This window comes from Synechococcus sp. CS-1328, from assembly GCF_025128095.1.
GTDB lineage: Bacteria > Cyanobacteriota > Cyanobacteriia > PCC-6307 > Cyanobiaceae > CBW1002.
In genome coordinates this window covers 51,141-73,123 of record NZ_JAHLYT010000007.1, presented here as the reverse complement: position 1 = coordinate 73,123, position 21,983 = coordinate 51,141, and the positions used below count along the sequence as shown (strand labels likewise).

Sequence of the window (21,983 nt, the reverse complement as noted above, 5' to 3'; positions counted from 1 at the left end):
ACCGATGCTGCGCACGAGGTGAGCCACGAACTGATCTCCCGAGCTGATGACCCGGCCTGATGCCCCGGTCAGCCGAGGCCAGGCCCCATGGGAAAATCCGCAATTCCCCAGCGACTTCTCCATGCGCAGCCACGGGTGCGGCGACCTGCGTGCCGACCACGCCGGCCAGGATGTGCAGCTCTGCGGCTGGGTGGACCGGCGCCGCGATCACGGCGGTGTGATTTTCATCGACCTGCGCGACCGCAGCGGCACCGTTCAGATCACGGTGGACCCCGACCTGGGAGCTGAGGCCTTCGCGGTGGCCGAGCACCTGCGCAACGAAACCGTGATCCAGGTGGCAGGCACGGTGCGCCCCCGCCCCGCCGAAGCACTCAACGAGAAGCTGGCCACGGGCGCGGTGGAGGTGCTGGCCGCCAGCATCTCGGTGCTCAATTCCGTCAAGGGGAACCTGCCCTTCCCGGTCTCGGTGCACGACGAGGAGAACACCCGCGAAGAGCTACGGCTGCGCCACCGCTACCTCGATCTGCGCCGCGAGCGCATGAACGGCAACCTGCGCCTGCGCGCCCAGACGATCCAGGCCGCCCGTCGTTTCCTTGAAGACGCGGGCTTCATCGAGGTGGAAACGCCGGTGCTGACCCGCTCCACCCCCGAGGGCGCCCGCGACTATCTGGTGCCCAGCCGGGTCTGCGGCGGTGAGTGGTTCGCCCTGCCCCAGTCACCCCAGCTGTTCAAGCAGCTGCTGATGGTGGGCGGCATCGAGCGCTACTACCAGGTGGCCCGCTGCTTCCGCGACGAAGACCTGCGCGCCGACCGCCAGCCGGAATTCACCCAGCTGGACATCGAGGTGAGCTTCATGGGTCAGGAGGAGATCCTTGAGCTCAACGAAGCCCTGATCGCCACCATCTGGAAAGCCGTGAAGGGAGTGGCACTGCCCCGGCCCTTCCCCCGGCTCACCTGGCACGAGGCCATGGAGCGCTACGGCACCGACCGACCCGACACCCGCTACGGCATGGAGCTCACCAACGTGAGCGACCTGGTGGCCGGCATGGGCTTCAAGGTGTTCAGTGGCGCCGTGGCGGCCGGCGGCTCGGTGAAGTGCATCGCCGTGCCCGGCGGCAATGAGGCCCTCAGCAATGTGCGCATCAAGCCCGGTGGCGACGTGTTCAGCGAAGCCCAGAAGGCGGGGGCTGGCGGCCTGGCCTTCATCCGCGTGCGCGAGGGCGGTGAGATCGACACGATCGGCGCCATCAAGGACAACCTCAGCGCCGCCACCAAGGCCGAGCTGCTGGAGCGCACCGGCGCGGTGCCCGGCACCCTGTTGCTGTTCGGCGCCGGCGACACCGCCACCGTGAACAAGGCCCTCGATCGGGTGCGCCAGTACCTGGCCCGCGAACTGGCCATGGTGCAACCCGACCGGGAGAACGACGCCTGGAACTTCCTCTGGGTGGTGGATTTCCCGATGTTCGAATTCAACGCCGGCGACAACCGACTTGAGGCGTTGCACCACCCCTTCTGCGCCCCCAACACCGACGACCTGGGCAGCGATCCCGGCCAGTGGGCCGAGACCCTGCCCACGGCCCGCGCCCAGGCCTACGACCTGGTGCTGAACGGCCTGGAGCTGGGTGGGGGCTCATTGCGCATCCACGACTCGGCCCTGCAGCGCCAGGTGCTGCAGACCATCGGCCTGCCCCTGGAGGAGGCCAACCGTCAGTTCGGCTTCCTGATGGAGGCCCTCGACATGGGCGCCCCGCCCCACGGCGGCCTGGCCTTCGGTGTCGACCGGATCGTGATGCTGCTGGCGGGCGAGGAATCGATCCGCGACACGATCGCCTTCCCCAAGACCCAGCAGGCCCGCTGCCTGATGACCCAGGCGCCCGCCGACGTGGCTCCCCAGCAGCTGGAGGAGCTGCATGTGGCCAGCACCTGGAGCGAGGAGGAGAGCTGAAGGCAGCGCCCAGCAAGCGCTGGAGGGTTTCAGCAGGGCGCCCCAGGGGATCAGAATGCAGAGGCCCTGGCCAGGGCCACCGTTGGAGGTTGGGCCATGTCCCTGGATCAGCTGAAGGATTTTCTCGGCAAGGTGCAGGACGATCCAGGCCTGCGGGCGGCGGTGCAGGCGGCCGCCACCGCCGATGACGTGGCCCAGATCGGCGCCGGCCTGGGATACACCTTCTCCGGCGATGAGCTGCTGCGCCTCTCCGGCAAGACAGTGGGGCGGGTCACCGTGACCAAGCAGGACATCCCGGGCGAATACAACTGAGCTGCCGAGTGAGCTTTCGAGCGGTTCGACGACCGAGCTGCCGGCGGGCGGCGATCAGGCACCGTGCGGCGTCCGTTCCTACAACGAGAGGGGGCCCGCCCCCGGCTCCCCCCGGCCGCCTGCCAGACCTTCGCCTCCCTCTGCCATGACCACCGCTTCCAGCCACCCAGCGATCGACATCGGCATCCCCGAAGCCAAGCGGCGGCAGATCGCCGAGGAGCTCGGCCGGCTGCTGGCCGACAGCTACGTGCTCTACGGCAAGACCCACGGCTTCCACTGGAACGTGACCGGGCCGATGTTCAACACGCTCCACCTGATGTTCATGGACCAGTACACGGAGCTCTGGACCGCCCTGGACGTGATCGCCGAACGGATCCGCGCCCTTGGCTTCCCCGCCCCGTTCGGTGGCGCCACCTTCGCCTGCCTGGCCTCGATCGCCGAAACCGAGGGTGTGCCGCCGGCCCTGGCGATGGTGCGGGAGCTGGTGAACGGCCATGAGGCGGTGGCCCGCACTGCCCGCAAGGTGTTTGGGGTGGCCGACGAGGCCAACGACCAGCCCACCGCAGACCTGCTCACCCAACGGCTGCAGATCCACGAGAAGACCGCCTGGATGCTGCGCAGCCTGCTGGAGGGCTGAGCTCGTTTCTGGGCGAGGGTGGCCCTTGCGGCGGAAGGGGCGTGTCGTGAACCGATACATTGAAAAATCAGCCGTTCCACCATGTCCCAGCTCGCCAGCGCCAAGCCCCCCGCTCCGAGCCGGGCCACGCAGGCGAAATTCGTCTTCGTGACGGGGGGCGTGGTGTCGAGCATCGGCAAGGGGATCGTGGCCGCCAGCCTCGGGCGCCTGCTCAAGAGCCGCGGCTACAGCGTCTCGATCCTCAAGCTCGATCCCTACCTGAACGTGGACCCGGGCACGATGAGTCCGTTCCAGCACGGTGAAGTGTTCGTCACCCAGGACGGCGCCGAGACCGACCTCGACCTGGGCCACTACGAGCGCTTCACCGACACCGCCATGTCGCGCCTCAACAGCGTGACCACCGGCTCGATCTACCAGGCGGTGATCAACAAGGAGCGCCGCGGCGACTACAAGGGCGGCACCGTGCAGGTGATCCCCCACATCACCGGCGAGATCCGGGAGCGCATCCACCGGGTGGCGGCCAACAGCGGCGCCGATGTGGTGATCACCGAAATCGGTGGCACCGTGGGCGACATCGAGTCGCTGCCGTTCCTGGAAGCCATCCGCGAATTCCGCGGCGACGTGGGCCGCCAGGATCTGGCCTACGTGCACGTGACCCTGCTGCCCTACATCGGCACCTCGGGCGAACTCAAGACCAAGCCCACCCAGCACTCGGTCAAGGAGCTGCGCTCGATCGGCATCCAGCCCGATGTGCTCGTGTGCCGCAGCGACCGACCGTTCAGCGACGACCTCAAGGCCAAGATCGGCGGCTTCTGCGGTGTGCCCACCCGGGCCGTGATCCCCGCCCTCGATGCCGACAGCATTTACGCGGTGCCGCTGGCCATGGAGCACGAAGGCCTCTGCCGCGAGGTGCTCGATGTGCTCGGCCTCGCCGACCACCCCAGCGACATGGAGCGCTGGCAGGAGTTGGTCACGAAACTGCGCAACCCGGGCCCGGCCGTGAAGGTGGCCCTGGTGGGCAAGTACGTGCAGCTCAACGACGCCTACCTCTCGGTGGTGGAGGCCCTGCGCCACGCCTGCATCGATCGCGACGCCTCCCTCGATCTGCACTGGATCTGCGCCGAGCAGATCGAGGAACGCGGCGCGGAAGCCCTGCTGCGGGGCATGGATGCGGTGGTGGTACCGGGCGGCTTTGGCCATCGCGGCGTCGATGGCAAGGTGGCGGCGATCCGCTGGGCCCGGGAGCAGCAGGTGCCGTTCCTGGGGCTCTGCCTGGGCATGCAGTGCGCCGTGATCGAGTGGGCCCGCAACCAGGCCGGCCTGGTGGGGGCGACCAGCGCCGAACTCGATGGCGACACGGCCCATCCGGTGATCCATCTGCTGCCCGAGCAGCAGGACGTGGTCGACCTGGGCGGCACCATGCGCCTGGGGGTCTACCCCTGCCGGCTGACGCCGGGCAGCCTCGCCGCCGAGCTCTACGGCGACGCGGTGGTCTACGAGCGCCACCGCCACCGCTACGAGTTCAACAACGCCTACCGCAACCTCTTCGTCGAATCGGGCTACACGATCAGCGGCACCTCCCCCGATGGCCGCCTGGTGGAACTGATCGAGCTGCCCGATCACCCCTTCTTCACGGCCTGCCAGTACCACCCCGAGTTTCTGTCGCGACCTGGCAAGCCCCATCCCCTGTTCCGCGGCCTGATCGCCGCAGCCCAGCAGCGGCTGCCCCAGGCCGAGGCTGCACCGGCCACGGCAACGGCTGAGGCCACGCTCGTCGCCCCATGACCACGCCGCTGCCCGGTGTAGCGGCAGACCAGCCCACCGTCGTTGCAGCGGCGGCACTACCAGGAGCCGCCGCTGGTCTGCAGATCGCTGTCACAGCGGCGGCGCTGCCGGTGGTGGAAACCTTTCATTCCCTCCAGGGGGAAGGAGTTCACAGCGGCCGCAGCGCCTTCTTCATCCGCCTGGCCGGCTGCACGGTGGGCTGTCCCTGGTGCGACACCAAGCACTCCTGGCCCGCCACCGCCCATCCACGCCACAGCCTCGAGGCCCTGGCGGCGGACGCGCAGCAGGCGGCGGCGGCCGGTGCCGGCTTCGTGGTGATCACCGGCGGAGAACCCCTGCATCACGATCTCGACGCGCTCACCACGGCGCTGCGCCAGCGCACAGCCTTGCCGCTGCACCTGGAAACCAGCGGCGTGGACCGCCTCAGCGGCCGCTTCGACTGGATCACCCTCTCGCCGAAGCGCCATCGCCCTCCAGTGGACGACCTGCTGCGCCACTGCCACGAACTCAAGGTCGTGGTGCACGAGTCGGCCGACCTCGACTTCGCGGAAGCCATGGCCCGCGCCGCCAGCCGGATCCGGGCGGGGAGCGACTCGGAAGCGCCGATGCTGCTGCTGCAACCCGGCTGGCAGAGCACCGACGGCCAGAGCCTGGCGCTCAACTATGTGCAGTCCCATCCAGCCTGGCGGCTCAGCCTGCAGCTTCACAAGACGCTGGGGGTGCGCTGATGGCACGCAGGCATCGCTTCCTGATCGTGAATGTGATCACCACCTTGGGGTTTCTGGCGCTGGCGCTCGTGACACAAGCTGTGGTCAGCAATCGCGTCCAGAAGAGTCTGCGCGCCAATCTCCGCTCGCAAGCCACAGAGATTTCATTGCATCTCACTCAGGCGGTCAACGAGTCTGTTCGCTCCATGCGGGGACTGACGGCACGGCTCAGCGTCGACCCCTCCCTCTCTTACCCGACCTTCTTACAACTGGCCGAGCAGAGCATCAGCTCCCAGGATGGCCTGATCATCGTGGAATGGCAGCCAATCGTGGCGGAAACGGATCGGGCGAGCTTCGAGCGTTCGATCCGCAACCAGGGCGGCCGTCTCAGAGACTTCCGGCTCTGGGAGCCTGGCCAGAACAACGACAGCTCCAGACCGGCGCGGGCACGCGGCCTGCATGTTCCCGTGCTGTATGTCTACGAACGCTCGTCCAAGAGCAGCTCAACGATGGGACTGGACCTGGCCTTTTCACCGGAAAGAATGGAGTCGAAATGGCGCGCCCGCAACGAAGGAGATCCCGTGGCCTCCGGCCTGTTCCCTGTCATCCGCTTTCCGGGTGATTCTGTCCATCCCGTTGGTTTTGCCGTGACCGTGCCTGTCTACGATGGCGGAATCATTCCAGGAAGTTTGAATACACGCCAACAAAAGATCGAGGGATTTGTGGCACTGGTCTACGACCTCGACGCCCTGATTCAAGCCAAACTGACGAATCTTCAAAAACTAGGGCTGAATCTGACCATCTCTCAGCAAGGGAAACCGGAACCGAATCTCTCGATTCCAGCCGGAACATCCACTGGGACCGGAACCTCCACTGACATCAGTGCCGAGGCCCGCGCCCTGATCTTCGGCACACCCTGGACAATCCGGCTGGACGCCACCCAGCCGTTCATCAATGCGCAAAAGACGCCCCAGGACGAGATCCTGCCCTGGATCATCGCCCTGATGGGCATCACAGTGTCTGGCTTGCTTGTCGCCCTGGAACGAAACGTTGACAAGCTTGAATCCACCCGCGATTCCCTGGCCCAAAGCAACGCCTTACTGCAGCAATCTGAGCAGAGTCTCAAGGAACTGGCCGTCCGCGATCCCCTCACCAGCCTCTTCAACCGGCGCGGCTTCCTGGAACGCGCCATACCGGAGCTGACACGGAGCCAGCGGTATCAAATTCCGCTGGCGCTTCTGATGCTCGATCTGGATCACTTCAAGCAGGTCAATGATCGCTGGGGTCATGAAACCGGTGATGGCGTGCTCCAACGCCTGGCCCAGCTCTTCGAAGCCAGCATGCGGGGCGGTGATCTGGTGGCGCGTCAGGGCGGGGAGGAATTCGTGATTCTGCTCAGCCATACCGGATCAGCGGAGGCCCTGCAGATCGCCGAGCGGATCCGCCAGGACGCTGCGGCGATCGTCCACCACGCCGAAGCCAAGGACGCCATGGCAGGCAGCCCATCCAGCGCCAGCGCGCCCGACTTTCAGGTCACCCTGAGCATTGGTTGTGCGATTGCAGAGCCAGGCCTGGACATCGATGCGCTGCTTGCCCATGCAGACGCGGCTCTCTATGCCGCCAAGGCGGGGGGGCGCAACCGGGTCGTCGCCGCAGGCGATCCTGTCGCCCCCCTGGCCCAGCTTTAAATCCAGCCCATCACAGCACCTGCGCAGGCCGCTGACGCTTCTCCGCCTTCCACAGGCGCCAGCGCACCTCCAGATCAGCGGGGGCATAGAGCACGATCGGCAGGCTGGCGTTGTAAGGCACCACAAAGGGCTTACCGCCGCCCAGGGTCACGAAGGCCTGCCTGGGCTTCTCGTTGGGCGGGCAGGCCATCAGGGTCGAGGCCACCGGCCCGGGAGCCGTGACCCGATACACGGTGTAGCCCCAGCCCTTCAGCGACTCGGCCTTGATCGAGCCGCCGAGGCGGCGATGGTTGCAATCCACCTCCATCGTGCGTCCCACCATCAGCTCCACCCGCCAGTCGGCCGGGTTGGGGGAGAGGGCCGGATCGGGCGAGGGCTGCAGCAGGCCCGGAAGCTGGATCACCCAGCGGCGCTCACCGGCCGCCGCCGCTGGGAAGGGCTTGAGATCGAGGCGGGGGATAGCCTGTGCGGCCCCCTGGGCGGCGATCAGTGTCCCCAGGGCAAGGCAGGCGAGTGTGCTGCGGGGCGTCGACCCCGCGGCGGCCTTGAAACCGGTCATCCCAACCATGCGGCGGCTTCCCCATCCTGAAGGGCGCCGGCCCTTTGGGGCAGCTTCCGCCTTCGGACTGCCACCAACAGGCAGACAGATCCAGGCGTGCGGGCAAGCACCGGCGCGGCCGGATCCGCCAGGATTCCTGCACGCTCCTGCCTCCGCCGCCTTGCGCGCCGCCGCTTCCCCTGATGCCCCGCCCCAGACGGATTCCCGGCCGCTGACCGTGGCCCTGCTGTCCGGCGGCCTCGATTCGGCCACCGCCACCGCCCTGGCCCTGGAAGCCGGCCACCGGGTGATCGGGCTCTCCTTCGACTACGGACAGCGCCATCGCCGTGAGCTGGAGGCCGCCAACGCCGTGGCGCGCAGCCTCGGGCTGGAGGAGCACCACACGATCAGCGTCAACCTGGCGGCCTGGGGCGGCTCGTCGCTCACCGATCTGGCCATGGCCGTGCCCAGCGGCGGCGTGGAGGAGGGCGTGATCCCGTCCACCTACGTGCCAGGGCGCAACACCGTGTTCATTGCCCTGGGGCTGAGCCTGGCCGAAGCGCGGGGTGCCCAGCGGCTGGCCCTGGGCGTGAACGCGGTCGACTACTCCGGCTATCCCGACTGCCGGCCCGACTACCTGGAGGCCTTCCAGCACCTGGCCGACCTGGCCAGCAAGGCCGGGCGCCAGGGCCGCGGCATCCAGCTCTGGGCACCGCTGGTGCAATGGAGCAAAACCCGGATCGTGCACGAAGCCCTGCGGCTGGGCGTGCCGATCGCGACCACCTGGAGCTGCTACAGCGGCGGCAGTACCCCCTGCGGGGTGTGCGACAGCTGCCGCATCCGCGATGCCGCCCTGATCGAGGCCGGCCGCCCCGACCTCGCCAGCCCCGACCTCGCCAGCCACCAGGCCCCGTGATCGAGCCTTCAACGAGCTTGCGAGCCGGCGGCGGACTGCAGCAACGCACCCTGGCCTGGCGGGATCCGGCGGTGGTGGTTCAGGCGCTGGCGGATCAGCTGGGCCAGGACGGCCTGGTCTGGCTCGATGGCGACGGCACTGCCCTGGGGCGCCGCAGCCTGCTGGGCCTGGCGCCGCTGGAGGTGGTGAGCTGCCGAGGCCTGCCGGGGGAGCCAGGCGCCCGGGATCCGTTCGCGGCGCTGGCGGCGATGGTGGCCGGCGGCGGCCACTGGATGGGCTGGTTGTCGTACGAAGCCGGTGGCTGGGTGGAGACCGGCGAACCCTGGCGATCACCGGCCATGGCCCAGCTCTGGGCCGCCCGCCACGATCCGGTGCTGGAGTTCGACGCGGCCGCAGGCTGCCTGCGGCTCGAGGGCCACGATGGCGCGCGGCTGGCGGCGATGGCCGCAGCGATCGAGGCCCTGGCCCCAACGGACCCCGATTCCAGCGCAGCTCAAGCACCAAGCGCAGCACCTACAAAACGCGCAGCCGCGGCAGAACCAGAGCCACTCGAGCCCGGACTGCCACTGGAGAACTGGCACTGGCACACCGATGGGCCGGCCTTTGCCGCCGGTGTGGAGCGCATCCACGACTGGATCGCGGCCGGGGATCTGTTCCAGGCCAATCTCACCGCCTGCTGCGAGCAGGAGCTGACGGGCCACGTCGATCCGCTGGCGCTCTACCAACGGCTGCGGCGGCGCTGCCCGGCACCCTTCGGCGGACTGGCGATCGCGGCCGCAGCCAAGGGGAGCAACCCGGCCCAGACCCCGCTGGAGGCCATCCTCTCGGCCTCACCGGAGCGCTTCCTGCAGGTGAGCGCCAGCGGCCTGGTGGAGAGCCGGCCGATCAAGGGCACCCGGCCGCGGCACCACGACCCGGCGATCGACGCGGATGCCGCCGCCGATCTGGTCAGCAGCGCCAAGGACCGGGCCGAGAACGTAATGATCGTCGACCTGCTGCGCAACGACCTAGGCCGGGTGTGCGTGCCGGGCTCGATCCAGGTGCCCCAGCTGGTGGGCCTGGAAAGCTATGCGCAGGTGCACCACCTCACCTCGGTGGTGCAGGGACAGCTGCGCGCCGGGCTGGGGGTGGTGGATCTGCTCCGGGCCTGCTGGCCGGGCGGCTCGATCACAGGGGCGCCGAAAGTGCGGGCCTGCCGGCGGCTGCATGGGCTCGAACCGGTGCCGCGCGGGCCCTACTGCGGCTCCCTGTTCCGCCTTGCCCACGACGGCAGCTTCGACAGCAGCATCCTGATCCGTTCGTTGTTTCTGCAGGGCCGCACCCTGCGGGCCCATGCCGGCTGCGGCATCGTGGCCGATTCCGACCCCCACGATGAGGCGGAGGAGCTGGGCTGGAAGCTGGGGCCCCTGCTGGAGGCCCTGGCGTGACCAGCGCAACCAGCCCACCGGCCGTGATCGCCTGGATCGATACCCCCAGCCCCCAGGGCTGCTGGGGCCATCCCGACGACCTGGCGCTTCCCCTCAGCGACCGGGGGCTGCTGCTCGCCGATGGCCTGTTTGAAACGCTGCTGATCGAAGCCGGCCAGCCCCATCTGCTGGCGGCCCATCTGGAGCGCTGGCACCGCTCCGCTGCCCTGCTGGGCCTGGCACCGCCGCCGGATGAGGCGCGCCTGGTGCCCCTGATCGCCGAGGCCGTGGCGCGCAGCGGCATCAACAGCGGAGCCCTGCGGCTCAATTGGACTCGGGGCAGCAGCGGCCGTGGCCTCGCCGTGCCTTCGCACAGCAACCACCGCTTCTGGCTCAACCTCAGCGCCGCAACGGCCTGCTTCGAGCCGGTGCGGGTGATCGTGAGCCCCAGCGAAACCCGCAGCGCCACCAGCCTGCTGAGCCGCTGCAAAACCTTCGCCTACGGCCCCGCCATCCAGGCCCGCCGCCAGGCCGCGGCCTCAGGCGCCGACGACGCCCTGTTGCCCAGCAGCGCCGGCGGGTTGTGTTGCGGCACCAGCGCCAATCTGCTGCTGCTGCGCGGCGGTCGCTGGCTCACACCACCGCTGAGCAGCGGCTGCCTGCCCGGGGTGATGCGCCAGCAGACTCTCCGCCATGGCCTTGCCAAAGAAAGCCCGATCAGCGAGCAGGATCTGGCCAGCAGCGACGGCGCCCTGCTGCTGAGCAGCCTCGGCTGTCGCCCGATCAGCCACCTAGGGCACACTGCCCTGCCCAGCGTGGAGAACGTGGAGCGGTTCTGGCGCCAACTCCTGTCTCCGGCGCATTAACGGATCGCGTCAGTGACACCGAGTCTGCTGTGATCAGTGACACCAAGTCTGCTCTGATTCGAATCGGAATCCGGCCCAGAGAGTCAGCCCACGGTGCCGCGGCGATCAGACACTCAGGAAGCGGTCAATCACTTCTTTACTGAGTTCATCGGTGGGTCCACTGGCCACCACCCCGCCCTTCTGCATGGCGTAATACCAATCGGCCTGGCGGACGAAGTGGAGGTGCTGCTCCACCAGCAAGACGCTGATGCCGGTGGTTTCAATGATGCGCCGCACCGCCCGTTCGATATCCAGCACCACCGAGGGTTGGATGCCTTCGGTGGGCTCATCCAGCAGCAGCAGCTTGGGCTTGCCCAGCAGAGCGCGGGCGATCGCCAGCTGCTGCTGCTGGCCGCCGGAGAGGTCACCGCCGCGGCGGGCCAGGAACTTCTCCAGCACCGGGAACAGCTCAAACACCAACGGATCGATGTGGCGATGCTTGGCCAGCCCACCGGGGCGGGCCTCCAGACCGAGCAGCAGGTTCTCCCGCACCGTGAGCTGGGGGATGATCTCGCGACCCTGGGGCACGTAGCCGATGCCGGCACGGGCCCGTTGATGGGGCGGCAGACGCGAGACCTCCCGATCCTCCAGCTCCACCGAGCCCGAGCGCTGCCGCAGCAGACCCACCACCGTCTTGAGCAAGGTGGTCTTGCCGACGCCATTGCGGCCGATCAGGCAGACCATCTGACCCGATTTGACGTTGAGATCAACATTGCGCAGGATGTGACTCTCGCCGTAGTACACGTTCAGGCCCTGCACTTCCAGCAGGGGGCCGGAGGCGGTGGCCGAGGCGGCCGGCTGGGTGAGGGAGCTGGTGGTCATCAGGGGTAGGCGGAACGGCGTGACTGAACGGCGTGATCAAACAGCCGAAGAGGAGCGAAGGAAGGGGAACGGGGGTTCAGGCGGCTTCGGTTTCGCTGCCGAGATACACCTCGATCACACGGGGATCGCTCTGGACCTCATCCATCGATCCCTCACAGAGCACATGGCCTTCATGCAGCACCGTGACCGGGGCCTGCAGATCACGGATGAACTCCATGTCGTGCTCGATCACCAGCACGGTGTGGGCACCGGCCAGCTGGCGCAGAAGTGCGGCGGTGAGCTCGGTTTCCTCATCGGTGAGGCCGGCCACCGGTTCATCCACCAGCAACACCTGGGGATCCTGGGCCACAAGCATGGCGATCTCGAGCCACTGCTTCTGACCGTGGGACAACCCACCGGCCTTCTGATGGGCATAGGGATGCAGACCCACCACCTCAAGCAGCTCCTGCACCCGATCGCGGGCGGTGGCATCGAGCCGTCCGAACAAGAGGTCAAACGGCGAGGCACGGCGGCTCACCGCCAGCTCCAGATTGCGACGGGGCGTGAGGTTCTGATACACCCGTGGGGTCTGGAACTTGCGGCCGATGCCGAGCCGGGCGATGCGGTGTTCAGGCAGCCCAACCAGTGAACGACCACGGAAGAACACATCCCCTTTGGTGGGACGCACCTTGCCGGTGATCACATCGAGAAAGGTGGTCTTGCCGGCGCCGTTGGGTCCGATCACGGCCCGCAGATCACCAGGAGCCAGCGACAGATTGAGATCATTGAGGGCCCAGAACCCATCAAAACTGACGCTCACCTGGCGTAGTTCCAGTAGAGGCGTGGAGGAATCCAACACAGGAGCTGAAGCGGCGGAACTCATACGGAACCTCCGGGGGATGCATCGGATTGGACAGTCTCGGCTTCCGCTTGAACAGCAGGATCGAAATCGATCTCGGGATAGGTGGGGGCCAGGGGGGCAATCCCCACCATGGCCAGGATCCTGGCTGGGCCTCCCTGGGTCCACCAGCCGACGAGACCATCGGGCAACGCCGTGACCACGAGCAGAAACAGGCCGCCCTGGATGAACAGCCAGGTTTCAGGCAACTGCTCGCTGATCAGGCTCTTGGCGTAATTGATCACCACCGCACCAAGAATTGCCCCGATCAGGGTGCCGCGGCCACCCACAGCCACCCAGATCACCATCTCGATCGAGAACGGCACCGCCATGTACTGGGGGCTGATGATTCCAGACTGCACCGTGTACAGAGCCCCGCTCACGCCAGCCATTGCACCGGCAATGGCAAACACCAGGGTTTTGTAGGCGGTGGGGTTGTAGCCGGTGAAGCGCAAGCGCGGTTCATCATCGCGGATGGCGATCAGGGCGTCACCGAAACGGCCGCGGGTGAGCCAGCGGCAGAGCAACCAGCTGAGCACCACCAGCAGCAACGTGACCCAGAACAGATTGCGCTGCATCGCATCACTGCCCACCAGGGCCCCGAAGATGCGCGCGGTATCGGTTTTGAGGCCATTGGTGCCGTTGATCAGCTTCTGCTGGCCGTTGAAGAAGTTGAAGAAAACCAGCAGGGCAGCCTGGGTGAGGATCGAGAAATAGACCCCCTTGATCCGGTTGCGAAACACCAGAAAACCGAGCACACCCGCCACCAGAGCCGGCAGGATCCAAAGGCAGAAAAAGGTGAAGACGGCTGAATTGAAGGGCTGCCAGAAGGCCGGCAACTCCTTGACGCCGTAGAGGCCGAAGAATTCGGGCAGCTGACCGGGCTGCAGGGAGGTGAGCTGCAGATGCATGCCCAGGGCATAACCGCCCAGGGCGAAGAAGATGCCCTGCCCGAGGCTGAGCATGCCGGTGAAGCCCCAGATCAGATCGATGCCGAGGGCCACGATACCCAGCGACAGAAAGCGCCCCAGCAGGTTGAGCCGGAAGGGGGGGAGCACGGAAGGCAGAATCAGCGCCGCCGCAATCAGCAGGATCCAGGGAAGCCAGCGACGCAGGAAACCGGTGGGGCTGCCGCCGCCGGCAGACGACAACGCGGAGGTGGAAGGACTCGCCATGACTCAGGCCTCCACCAGGCGGCCCTTCGGTGGGAAAAGACCCGCCGGACGGAACTGGAGGAACACCACCACCAGGGCAAACACCATCACCTTGGCCATCGAGGTGGTGGCGAAGAAGGTGACCACCTCATTGAGACCTGCCGGCATCGCAGGCCAGACCAGCAGGAGGGAGCCAGAACCGATCACATAACTGAGCACGCCGATCCCCAGGGCTGCCACAACGGTGCCGAGCAACTTGCCCACGCCACCGAGCACCACCACCATGAAGCAATCGACGATGTAATTACCACCCAGGTTGGGGCCCACCGAACCCAGCAGGGTGACAGCCACCCCGGCAACGCCAGCCAGGCCCGATCCCACCAGGAAAGTGAGGGCATCCACCTTTTCGGTGGGAATGCCGAGGCAATCACTCATCGGCCGGTTCTGGGTCACGGCACGGATCCGCAGACCCCAGACACTCTTCTGAAGAAACCAGCTGACACCGATCAGGGCCAGGGCCGTGAGCGCGAGAATGAACAAACGGGCGGTGGGCATGGTCACACCACCGAGATCGAGGGAATCGCGCAGCCACAACGGTGCAGTCACATCGAGGTTGCGGGCGCTGAACCAGGGTTGATCCAGCTTGCGCACTTCGCCCAGGACTGAGGCCAGGGCGATGCCAACGCCGCCGGCAATCACCCAGCTGCCGGTTCCGAGCAAGGGCGTCCAGCGCTGCTTCCACCACGTGGCAGGAGTGATCCGGGGAGCCAGTAGACCCAGGGCGACGGTCAACAGCAGGCCCAGGAAGAAGGCGCTGGAGACCGAACGCACCAACTGCTGCAGGATCAGGCTCACCCCCCAGGTGGCCAACAGGGTCTCGAGGGGCCGGCCGTAGAGGCGCCGGATCACCGTCTTCTCTAGCAACAGGCCCGCCAGCCCACTCACCAGAAACGCCACGGGAATGGCGATCAGGATGTAGATCGGGAACAGCGCTTCGAGGGGACCATTCTTGCAAAGGTTCTGCACCACGAAGGTGCTGTAAGCGCCAAGCATCATCAACTCGCCATGGGCCATGTTGATGACGCCCATCAGACCGAAGACCACCGCCAGCCCGAGGGCGGCGAGCACCAGCACCGAGCCGATTGCCAGGCCGTTGAAGAGGGTGTCGTAGAGAAGTGTCATCGCCGGGTACAAAAAGAGGGGGAGCGCACTCCCCCTCGTGAAAGCAGCAACCGCGACGGAGTCCGGTGGCCTAATCCCGAACGAGGGATCCGGGCAAGCCCGGATCCAGCTCGATCACATCTTGAACTTGCCGGGATCGGGCACATCGGTGCGGGTCCAGTCGCAGGTATAGCCCTTGGTTTCGGGCACGAACTGGTTCCAGGCCACGGGCTTGACGAAGCCCTTGTCCTCGAGGATCTTGAACATGCCGTCTTTCTGGACTTCACCGATCAGCACACGCTTCTCGGTGTGGTGGTTGGGCTGCACCGTGACCGTGCCCTGAGGAGCGTCAAAGCTGACGCCAATCAGAGACTTACGGACTTCCTTGTTGTCGACGGTGCCGGCCTTCTCGGCAGCCTTGGCCCAGAGGTAGACCATCATGTAGGCGGATTCAGCCGGGTCATTGGTGACCCGGTTGTCGCCGTACTTGGCCTTGAAGGCCTCGGTGAACTTCTTGGAACCAGGGGTATCGAGGCTCTGGAAGAAGTTCCAGGCGGCGTAGGTACCTTCCAGATACTCAGGACCGATCGCCGCGACTTCCTCCTCGGCGATCGAGAAGCTCATGATCGAGTAGCCATTGGCAGGGGTGATGCCCGCAGCCTTCATCTGCTTGAAGAAGGCCACGTTGCTATCGCCGTTCAGGGTGTTGACGATCACACCGCCCTTGGGCAGAGCCTGCTTGATCTTGGCGATGATCGGAGCCACCTCGGTGTTGCCCAGGGGCAGATAATCTTCACCGACCACCGTGCCGCCCAGCGTCTTGAGCTGCTCCTTCATGATGGTGTTGGCCGTGCGCGGATAGACGTAGTCCGAGCCCACCAGGAAGAAATCCTTGCCCTTGTTCTTCAGCAGCCACTCCACGGCGGGCTCAGCCTGCTGGTTGGGAGCCGCACCGCTGTAGAAGATGTTCTTGGAGCACTCCTGACCCTCGTACTGAATCGGGTAGAAGAGGAAGTGGTCCTTGGCCTCGAAGACCGGCAGCATCGCCTTGCGGCTGGCGGAGGTCCAGCCGCCAAACACCACGGCCACCTGATCCTGATCGATCAATTTCTTCGCCTTCTCGGCGAAGGTGGGCCAGTCAGAGGCGCCATCTTCTTCGATCGGCACGATCTTGAGCTTCTTATCGCCAATCTTGACGCCACCTTCCTTATTGATCTCGTCGATCGCCATCAACTCGGCTTCGGCCACCGTGTTCTCGGAGATGGCCATGGTGCCGGAGCGGGAATGGAGGATTCCGACCTTCACTTCCCCGTCAAAATCGCCGGAGGCGGTCTCACCGCCGCCGCCACCGCCGCAAGCTGCCAGGCTGAAGGCAGTGGCCAGTGCGGTGGCGCCACCAATCAGACGCAGGGACGATTTCTGCATCGCGAATGGCTTCATAGAGGGCTCTCCGGAAAAAATGCGCTTGTTGTTGTCCGCCTCGCAGCGGTTCGCGGACGGTAGGTAGCCAGGCATTCCAAGCTTTGTAGCCGCCGCTACAGTTTGTTCAACCGCCCATCAACCAGCTGTCAACTGTCTGGCTCGTCTCAAGCCAGGCCGGGCAGCTGCTGCAGCAGAAATCCTTCGACCCGATCGACGCCCTCACCGCTGTGGAGGTTGGTGAAACACCAGGGCCGCTCCCCGCGCATGCGCAGCGTGTCGCGCTCCATCACCGCCAGACTGGCCCCCACGTGGGGAGCCAGATCAATCTTGTTGATCACCAGCAGATCGGAGCGGGTAATGCCGGGTCCGCCTTTGCGTGGAATCTTGTCGCCAGCGGCCACATCAATCACGTAGATGCACAGATCCACCAGCTCCGGACTGAAACTGGCAGCCAGATTGTCGCCGCCGCTCTCCACCAGCACCAGATCGAGGTCGGGGAAGCGCTGCTCCAGCTCCTGCACCGCCGCCCGGTTGATCGAACAGTCTTCCCGGATGGCGGTGTGGGGACAACCTCCCGTTTCGACCCCCCGGATCCGTTCCGGCGGCAAGGCCCCCGCCTGGGTGAGGAACTGGGCGTCCTCCTGGGTATAGATGTCGTTGGTCACCACCGCCAGTTCCAGCCGTTGGCGCAGGCGGCGGCAGAGCACCTCGACCAGCGCCGTCTTGCCCGATCCCACCGGGCCAGCCACCCCAACCCGCAGCTTGCTCATCAGCTCCGGAACAGCCTCGAGTAGAGCTCAGCATGGCGCAACTGGGCCAGGGCAGCGCCCACCCCGCCACTCCAGAGGGTCTGGGGATCCGCTTCGGCGAGCCTGGCGGCCTCTGAGGCGATCAGGGGTGCCAGGGCCAGCTGCAGCCGCTGGGCGTCGGTGGAGCCCAGGGGCACCAGCCGCACCGCGGCACTGAGCTGGTTGGCGACCCAGCCGTACAGATAGGCCTCCGTGAGCTCCGCAGCTCCGATCTCCAGCACCCGGCCGGCCTGGGCGAAGGCGGCGGGCCAGGCGAGATCCTCAGCGGGCACCAGGAATCCGAGCGCCCGCAGCAGCTGCAGCAGCGACTGACCCATCTGGCGCTGCTGGGCCCGCAGCTCCCGGGCCTCCCGCATCGCCAGCAGCCAGCCATCGAGCCGGAGCAGGGCGGCGGCATCCTCCATCTGCATCAGCCTGGACAGAGCTGCCGCCTCCAGGCGCACCGTGCCGAAGCGCAGCTCGGCCTCCAGCCAGGTCCGCACGGCGGCAGCCTCAGCCAGGGCGCCCTGCTGGACCAGAACCTCAAGGCCTTCCGAGTAGCTGAAGGCACCCACCGGCAAGGCCGGACTGACCAACTGGTGCAGCCGCAGCCGGGCCAGGGCGGCGGCGGCTGGATCAGCCGTCATGGCTGTGGCCAGGAGCGTGGCGATGCCCATCGGCGTGGCTGTGCCCAGCAAAATGGCTGTGCCCAGCAACATGACTTTGGCCAACAACGTGGCCGTGTCCATCGGCGTGGCCGTAGGCCCCGCTCTCCGGCAGGAAGGGGGCCACGATCGTCTGCAGCATCAGGCCTCGGTGCTCCAGCAGATGGGCCAGCACCGGATCCTGCAACAGCCGCAGTTCGCCGGGCTGGATCTCCAGCGCCACATGGCGGTTACCGAGGTGATAGGCCGCCTGCAGCAGCGCCAGGGGGTCAGCAGCCCTCACCTGCAACAGCGGTTCCGGCGCCGCCTCCACCCGCACCCGGGCGGCTCCGGGGCCGCCCAGCCACTCGCCCGGCTCCAGGGCCGCCCCCCGGGGCAGCTGCAACAGCAGCGCCCGGCCGCAGGCACTGCAGCGGCGCCCCCGCAGGCTGGTGCGCTCCTGGGCCGTGAGCGGCAACAGCAGCGGGGCGGCGGCGGCGGCGGCCTGGGGATCGCGGCCCAGGCGCTGCTCCAGCAGCAGCGGCTCCTGGGCTTCGGGGGCCTGGTGAGCCGATTCCGGGCTGCCGGCGGGGAATGACGCGGAGGGCAGGGCGGACGACACGGGGGCGGGGCGGGCGGACGGGGCGGCGGGCACCAGGGACGGCCAGCCGGACTGGGGGGGGGTAGCCACGGCACCCTGGCGGCCTGGGGCATCACACCCCTGTGCCCGTTGTTACTGGAGCGGGGCTGCCACGACCCCAGCATGACCCCATGAACGGACAGGTCCCAGCTCCCACAAGCCCCCAGGCCGATCCCGCCTCCATGCCGCCCCCCGCCCCCTGGCGCGGCGAGGCCCGGCTGCGCTTCGCCCCGGGCGACGGCGGCCGCACCGTGCACCAGGGCGGGGCCACGGCGCCGCTGAAGCTGCAGCGGGCCATGCACCACGGCGATGGCCGCTGCGAACTGCCGCTGCTGCACACCGCCGGCGGCCTGGTGGGCGGCGACCAGCTGTGGCTCGAGGCCGAGCTGGCGCCCGGCAGCCGGGCCCTGCTCACCAGCGTGGCGGCCCAGAAGGTCTACGGCTCCGTGGGGCGTTCGCGCCGCGCACCTGGGGGCAGCTGGGCCCAGCAGGAGCTGGAGCTGCGACTGGCCGCCGGGGCCGACCTGGAGTGGCTGCCCCAGGAGCTGGTGCTCTACGGCGGTGGCCTGTTCGAGCAGCGCACCCGGGTGGAACTGGCGCCCGGGGCCGGCTTCCTCGGCGCCGAGGTGGTGCGGTTGGGGCTGAGCGCCGCCGGCGAGGACCTGGGCCCGGGCCGCTGGCGCTCTCAGCTGGAGATCCAGCGCCAGGGAAGCGATGGCAGCCGCTGGGAGCTGGTGGACCGGCTGGAGCTGGGGGGCGAGGGGGTGGATCAGGAGCACGGCATGGCGGGCCAGCCGGTGTTCGGCAGCCTGGTATGGGCGGCACCCGAACCACTTGAGGCCGGCCACCTGGCCGAGCTGTTGGCCGCCTGCCGCAGCGACCGCGCGGGGCTGGAGGGGGAGATGGCCTGCGGACCGCTTCCCCAGGGTCTGGTGGCCCGCTATCGGGGCACCTCCACCCAGGCGGCACGCTTCTGGTTCACGCGCCTCTGGGCCCGCACCCGCGCCGTGCGCGGCCTGGAACCGCCGGCCCTGCCGCGGGTCTGGCCGTTCCAGGAGGATCCCCTGGCGGGGATGGCGGCCTGAGGGGCGAGGCTCAGAACCCCGCCAGAAGCAGCGTGGGCAGCGGTAGAGCCCATGCACCAGGCCCACCCAGGAGGTGGCCGTGTCGGCCCAGGAATCGAGCCGGGCGCCGAAGGGGGGTCTGGAGGTGAAACAGGCGGGCGTTCAGGCCATCGAGGATGTCGCTGATCAGGCTCACCAGGAACAGCGACGCGAACAGGCACTGTCGATCAAGATCCACCAGCACCAGCACCATCGGCGCCGCCACCAGCCGGTAGAAGGAGAGGAGGTTGGGGATGGTCCAAAGCGTCGTCCCGCCCGAGCCGCCTCTCTCCAAGGTGGTTCCGCCTGCGGAGACGCAACTGGACCAGGCCTGGGTTCTACAGGATGAATCCAGGCTAGGAAGATTAGAACGTACCAACCACTGCGGTGCTTGGCGCCTACGCGGCCACTTCCTCGCCAGAAGGGCAGCGGTATTTTTCTGTGATCCTCAGGCTCTGATGCAAGCCCTTCTGCTGCTGGCCATGGCCGCCTGCCCTCCCCAGGCCAGCGCCGTGGTGAGCGAGGTCTACAGCTGGTATCTCACCAACCAGAACACCTGGACCCGATCGCTGCAGGGCCAGAAGGAGCGGTTCGACCCAGGGCTCTACGCCAAGCTCAGCGAAGCGATCAGGCCCTTCCAGTCGCCCCGCAACGACGGCAGTGGCGTTCTGGATTCCAATCCCTTCCAGGGCACCCAGGTGGGCATCCTCGGGTTCCGCCTCGCCGGTTGTCAGCTGACGGCACCGGATCGGGCCTTCGTGACGGTCCCGGTGCTCGTGGGGCGATCCAAGGCATTCTCCAGCACGCAGACCATCCAGGTGCTGGTGCAGGCCACGGGCGGCCGCTGGCGCATCGCCGACATCACCTATCCGCCCCACGAAGGTGCTCCAGCCCGGAGCCCCCGCAGCAAGCTGAGCGATCAGCTGCGCGAGATCCTGGCCATGCGCAGCCCCTCATGGGTTCCCCCCGGGACGCCAGGACCATCCCCTACTCCGTAGCGACAGGAGCCAGGGGGGCGAAGCGGCGGGGTGGGGTGCACCGCGAAGCGAAGCATGGTCATCAAGCCACAGGTTCGCTCCCGATCGAGCCGCTCAGGGCGGCCGCCGGCAGTGGCAACCAGAGCCTCATCCAGCAGGGCTTCCATCTGCACCGCCTTGGCCACCAGCACGCCGTCAAAGGCAGGACAGGCACCCAGCCGCGGGAGCGGCAACCCGAACAGAGGAGCGAGCAGCATCGCCCCGAAGCGGCGTCATTGCACCACCAAACCCCGGACCCCGACCGTGCCGAGGCGGCTGGTCCCCTAGCGCCACCCTTGGGGACAATCGCGCCTCAGTAACGCTCCACCGACTGCGCCATCCAGCCAGCACTGTCGGTCGGCACCGGAGAGAGCCGTGCTGCAACATCTGGTTGAGGACTGGGGACCTACCTACAAGTCTTGACTCAGTTCAGCCGTCCAGGCCGGCAGTGGCCCAAGCGAGCGATGACCTCCTGATCACATCGAAGGAGGGCACACCATCACAAGCCGACCCCGGAGTTGCGCCCATCAGCACCCCGCCACTCCACCCCTGAATGACTGTCAAATTGCCTGACTCCCTGGGCTGCCTGATGTTGGCGAACCAATCAGGTGACCAGCTCTTACGGGTGCTTTAGGCTCACCAATAATATTGCTCCAATCCAATCACGATGTCGCGCATACTTGCCCAAGCCTCCGCCAAGCCGCGGCCTGCCGCCCAGATTCTCCTAGTCATCATAGCGGTGCCCGCTGGAGCACTACTCCTATCGCAGGCACCCGCTCAAGCACAGAGCAAAGATCAAATCATCCTCAACAAGAGCAACTGTAGTCTAAGCAATTCGAAAAACGAAGACCCATACATAATCCGTGGCGCCACCAAGGTCAATTCGGGCGACTACCAAGGAGCAATTGCAGATTCAACCCAGGCCATTTCCAGCAATCCACATAATGTATTAGCCTACAACAACCGTGCTGTTGCCCGGAATTTTTTAGGCGATCACCAAGGGGCGATTGCCGATTTAACCCAAGCAATTGCCATCAATCCGCAATGCGCCGACACTTTCTTCAACCGCGGTAGTTTCAAGTCGGATTTAAACGACACGCAAGGGGCGATTGCCGATTTCAACCAAGCGATTGCCATCAATCCTAATTATGCATACGCCTACCACGCCCGCGGAACCGCAAAGTCACAATTGGGCGATATCAAGGGAGCGATTGCTGACTTCAACCAAGCGGTTGCCATCAATCCTAAGTATGCATACGCCTACACCGGCCGCGGAGTCGCAAAGTCACAATTAGGCGATGCCAAGGGAGCGATTACTGACTTCACGCTAGCCATTACTACCAATCCTAGACTCGCAATCGCCTGGGGTTATCGTGGACTCGCCAAGTCACAACTTGGCGACATGCTTGGAGCCTGTGAGGATACGAAGAAATCTGCTTCGCTAGGCTCTTCCGTTGCCCAAAGACTCTTGCCGAAGTTCTGTCAATAACTAAACTACCTTCCTCAAGTGACCCTCA

23 protein-coding genes are annotated in these 21,983 nt (G+C 66.6%); 12 read left to right on the top strand and 11 right to left on the bottom strand.

Going from position 1 to position 21,983, the window contains the following annotated elements; genetic code table 11:
• Positions 1 to 121 precede the first annotated feature (121 nt).
• The 6 genes from aspS to KQ310_RS01120 all read left to right on the top strand — a co-directional run bounded on the left by aspS (position 122) and on the right by KQ310_RS01120 (position 7,074).
• Complete coding sequence (gene aspS / locus KQ310_RS01145) at positions 122 to 1,945, top strand: aspartate--tRNA ligase (protein ID WP_259719961.1); 1,824 nt, start codon at positions 122 to 124, stop codon at positions 1,943 to 1,945.
• A gap of 96 nt (positions 1,946 to 2,041) precedes the next feature.
• The gene (locus KQ310_RS01140; protein ID WP_259719960.1) at positions 2,042 to 2,257 is read left to right on the top strand and encodes a Nif11-like leader peptide family natural product precursor; all 216 of its coding nucleotides are present in this window, start codon (positions 2,042 to 2,044) and stop codon (positions 2,255 to 2,257) included.
• A gap of 145 nt (positions 2,258 to 2,402) precedes the next feature.
• Positions 2,403 to 2,894: a Dps family protein gene (locus KQ310_RS01135; protein ID WP_259719959.1), complete on the top strand. Its 492-nt coding sequence runs from the start codon at positions 2,403 to 2,405 to the stop codon at positions 2,892 to 2,894.
• Positions 2,895 to 2,975: 81 nt separating this feature from the next.
• Positions 2,976 to 4,679 (top strand): CTP synthase, encoded by a 1,704-nt coding sequence (locus tag KQ310_RS01130; RefSeq protein WP_259719958.1) that lies wholly within the window; start codon positions 2,976 to 2,978, stop codon positions 4,677 to 4,679.
• A complete protein-coding gene (locus tag KQ310_RS01125) occupies positions 4,676 to 5,407 on the top strand; it encodes a 7-carboxy-7-deazaguanine synthase QueE (protein ID WP_399237338.1) in 732 nt (243 codons plus the stop codon). The genes KQ310_RS01130 and KQ310_RS01125 overlap by 4 nt, the downstream gene beginning before the upstream one ends.
• On the top strand, positions 5,407 to 7,074 hold the full coding sequence (locus KQ310_RS01120; RefSeq protein ID WP_259719957.1) for a diguanylate cyclase: 1,668 nt from the start codon (positions 5,407 to 5,409) through the stop codon (positions 7,072 to 7,074). Before KQ310_RS01125 ends, KQ310_RS01120 begins: the two co-directional genes overlap by 1 nt.
• A gap of 10 nt (positions 7,075 to 7,084) precedes the next feature.
• Here the strand turns inward: KQ310_RS01120 and KQ310_RS01115 are convergent, their stop codons facing one another.
• Complete coding sequence (locus tag KQ310_RS01115; protein ID WP_259719956.1) at positions 7,085 to 7,633, bottom strand: ecotin; 549 nt, start codon at positions 7,631 to 7,633, stop codon at positions 7,085 to 7,087.
• A gap of 211 nt (positions 7,634 to 7,844) precedes the next feature.
• On the opposite strand from KQ310_RS01115, the gene queC reads away from it, so the two are divergent.
• The 3 genes from queC to KQ310_RS01100 are packed head-to-tail and all read left to right on the top strand — an operon-like array spanning position 7,845 to position 10,800.
• Entirely contained in the window at positions 7,845 to 8,528 is a 684-nt protein-coding gene (gene queC / locus KQ310_RS01110) for a 7-cyano-7-deazaguanine synthase QueC (protein WP_259719985.1), read from the top strand.
• Positions 8,525 to 9,955 (top strand): anthranilate synthase component I family protein, encoded by a 1,431-nt coding sequence (locus KQ310_RS01105; RefSeq protein WP_259719955.1) that lies wholly within the window; start codon positions 8,525 to 8,527, stop codon positions 9,953 to 9,955. The genes queC and KQ310_RS01105 overlap by 4 nt, the downstream gene beginning before the upstream one ends.
• On the top strand, positions 9,952 to 10,800 hold the full coding sequence (locus tag KQ310_RS01100) for an aminotransferase class IV (RefSeq protein ID WP_259719954.1): 849 nt from the start codon (positions 9,952 to 9,954) through the stop codon (positions 10,798 to 10,800). The genes KQ310_RS01105 and KQ310_RS01100 overlap by 4 nt, the downstream gene beginning before the upstream one ends.
• A gap of 105 nt (positions 10,801 to 10,905) precedes the next feature.
• On the opposite strand, the gene urtE is transcribed toward KQ310_RS01100, so the two are convergent.
• The 8 genes from urtE to ureE form a co-directional block, all read right to left on the bottom strand.
• Positions 10,906 to 11,661: an urea ABC transporter ATP-binding subunit UrtE gene (urtE, locus tag KQ310_RS01095; RefSeq protein ID WP_259719953.1), complete on the bottom strand. Its 756-nt coding sequence runs from the start codon at positions 11,659 to 11,661 to the stop codon at positions 10,906 to 10,908.
• A 76-nt stretch (positions 11,662 to 11,737) separates the two neighbouring features.
• Positions 11,738 to 12,523 (bottom strand): urea ABC transporter ATP-binding protein UrtD, encoded by a 786-nt coding sequence (gene urtD, locus KQ310_RS01090; protein WP_399237334.1) that lies wholly within the window; start codon positions 12,521 to 12,523, stop codon positions 11,738 to 11,740.
• Positions 12,520 to 13,713 carry an urea ABC transporter permease subunit UrtC gene (urtC, locus tag KQ310_RS01085; protein ID WP_259719951.1) on the bottom strand — a complete coding sequence of 398 codons (1,194 nt, stop codon included), beginning with the start codon at positions 13,711 to 13,713 and terminating at the stop codon, positions 12,520 to 12,522. The genes urtD and urtC overlap by 4 nt, the downstream gene beginning before the upstream one ends.
• Before the next feature lie 3 nt (positions 13,714 to 13,716).
• Positions 13,717 to 14,874 (bottom strand): urea ABC transporter permease subunit UrtB, encoded by a 1,158-nt coding sequence (locus KQ310_RS01080; RefSeq protein WP_259719950.1) that lies wholly within the window; start codon positions 14,872 to 14,874, stop codon positions 13,717 to 13,719.
• A gap of 114 nt (positions 14,875 to 14,988) precedes the next feature.
• On the bottom strand, positions 14,989 to 16,278 hold the full coding sequence (gene urtA, locus KQ310_RS01075) for an urea ABC transporter substrate-binding protein (protein ID WP_259719949.1): 1,290 nt from the start codon (positions 16,276 to 16,278) through the stop codon (positions 14,989 to 14,991).
• 161 nt (positions 16,279 to 16,439) lie between these two features.
• A complete protein-coding gene (gene ureG, locus KQ310_RS01070) occupies positions 16,440 to 17,048 on the bottom strand; it encodes an urease accessory protein UreG (protein ID WP_197159016.1) in 609 nt (202 codons plus the stop codon).
• The gene (locus KQ310_RS01065; RefSeq protein ID WP_259719948.1) at positions 17,045 to 17,710 is read right to left on the bottom strand and encodes an urease accessory protein UreF; all 666 of its coding nucleotides are present in this window, start codon (positions 17,708 to 17,710) and stop codon (positions 17,045 to 17,047) included. Before KQ310_RS01065 ends, ureG begins: the two co-directional genes overlap by 4 nt.
• The gene (gene ureE, locus KQ310_RS01060) at positions 17,700 to 18,398 is read right to left on the bottom strand and encodes an urease accessory protein UreE (protein ID WP_311134678.1); all 699 of its coding nucleotides are present in this window, start codon (positions 18,396 to 18,398) and stop codon (positions 17,700 to 17,702) included. The genes KQ310_RS01065 and ureE overlap by 11 nt, the downstream gene beginning before the upstream one ends.
• 131 nt (positions 18,399 to 18,529) lie before the next feature.
• On the opposite strand from ureE, the gene KQ310_RS01055 reads away from it, so the two are divergent.
• A complete protein-coding gene (locus tag KQ310_RS01055; protein WP_259719947.1) occupies positions 18,530 to 19,432 on the top strand; it encodes an urease accessory protein UreD in 903 nt (300 codons plus the stop codon).
• 10 nt (positions 19,433 to 19,442) lie between these two features.
• On the opposite strand, the gene KQ310_RS01050 is transcribed toward KQ310_RS01055, so the two are convergent.
• On the bottom strand, positions 19,443 to 19,745 hold the full coding sequence (locus tag KQ310_RS01050; protein WP_259719946.1) for a CDP-alcohol phosphatidyltransferase family protein: 303 nt from the start codon (positions 19,743 to 19,745) through the stop codon (positions 19,443 to 19,445).
• 163 nt (positions 19,746 to 19,908) lie between these two features.
• Between KQ310_RS01050 and KQ310_RS01045 the strand changes: the two genes are divergently transcribed.
• Entirely contained in the window at positions 19,909 to 20,448 is a 540-nt protein-coding gene (locus tag KQ310_RS01045) for a DUF3828 domain-containing protein (RefSeq protein WP_259719945.1), read from the top strand.
• Here KQ310_RS01045 and KQ310_RS01040 read toward each other — a convergent pair.
• Complete coding sequence (locus tag KQ310_RS01040; protein ID WP_259719944.1) at positions 20,370 to 20,684, bottom strand: hypothetical protein; 315 nt, start codon at positions 20,682 to 20,684, stop codon at positions 20,370 to 20,372. The two genes, KQ310_RS01045 and KQ310_RS01040, sit on opposite strands and share 79 nt — an antisense overlap.
• Positions 20,685 to 21,133: 449 nt before the next feature.
• Between KQ310_RS01040 and KQ310_RS01035 the strand changes: the two genes are divergently transcribed.
• Positions 21,134 to 21,955, top strand: a complete 822-nt coding sequence (locus KQ310_RS01035) for a tetratricopeptide repeat protein (RefSeq protein WP_259719943.1) — start codon at positions 21,134 to 21,136, stop codon at positions 21,953 to 21,955.
• Positions 21,956 to 21,983: the final 28 nt, after the last annotated feature.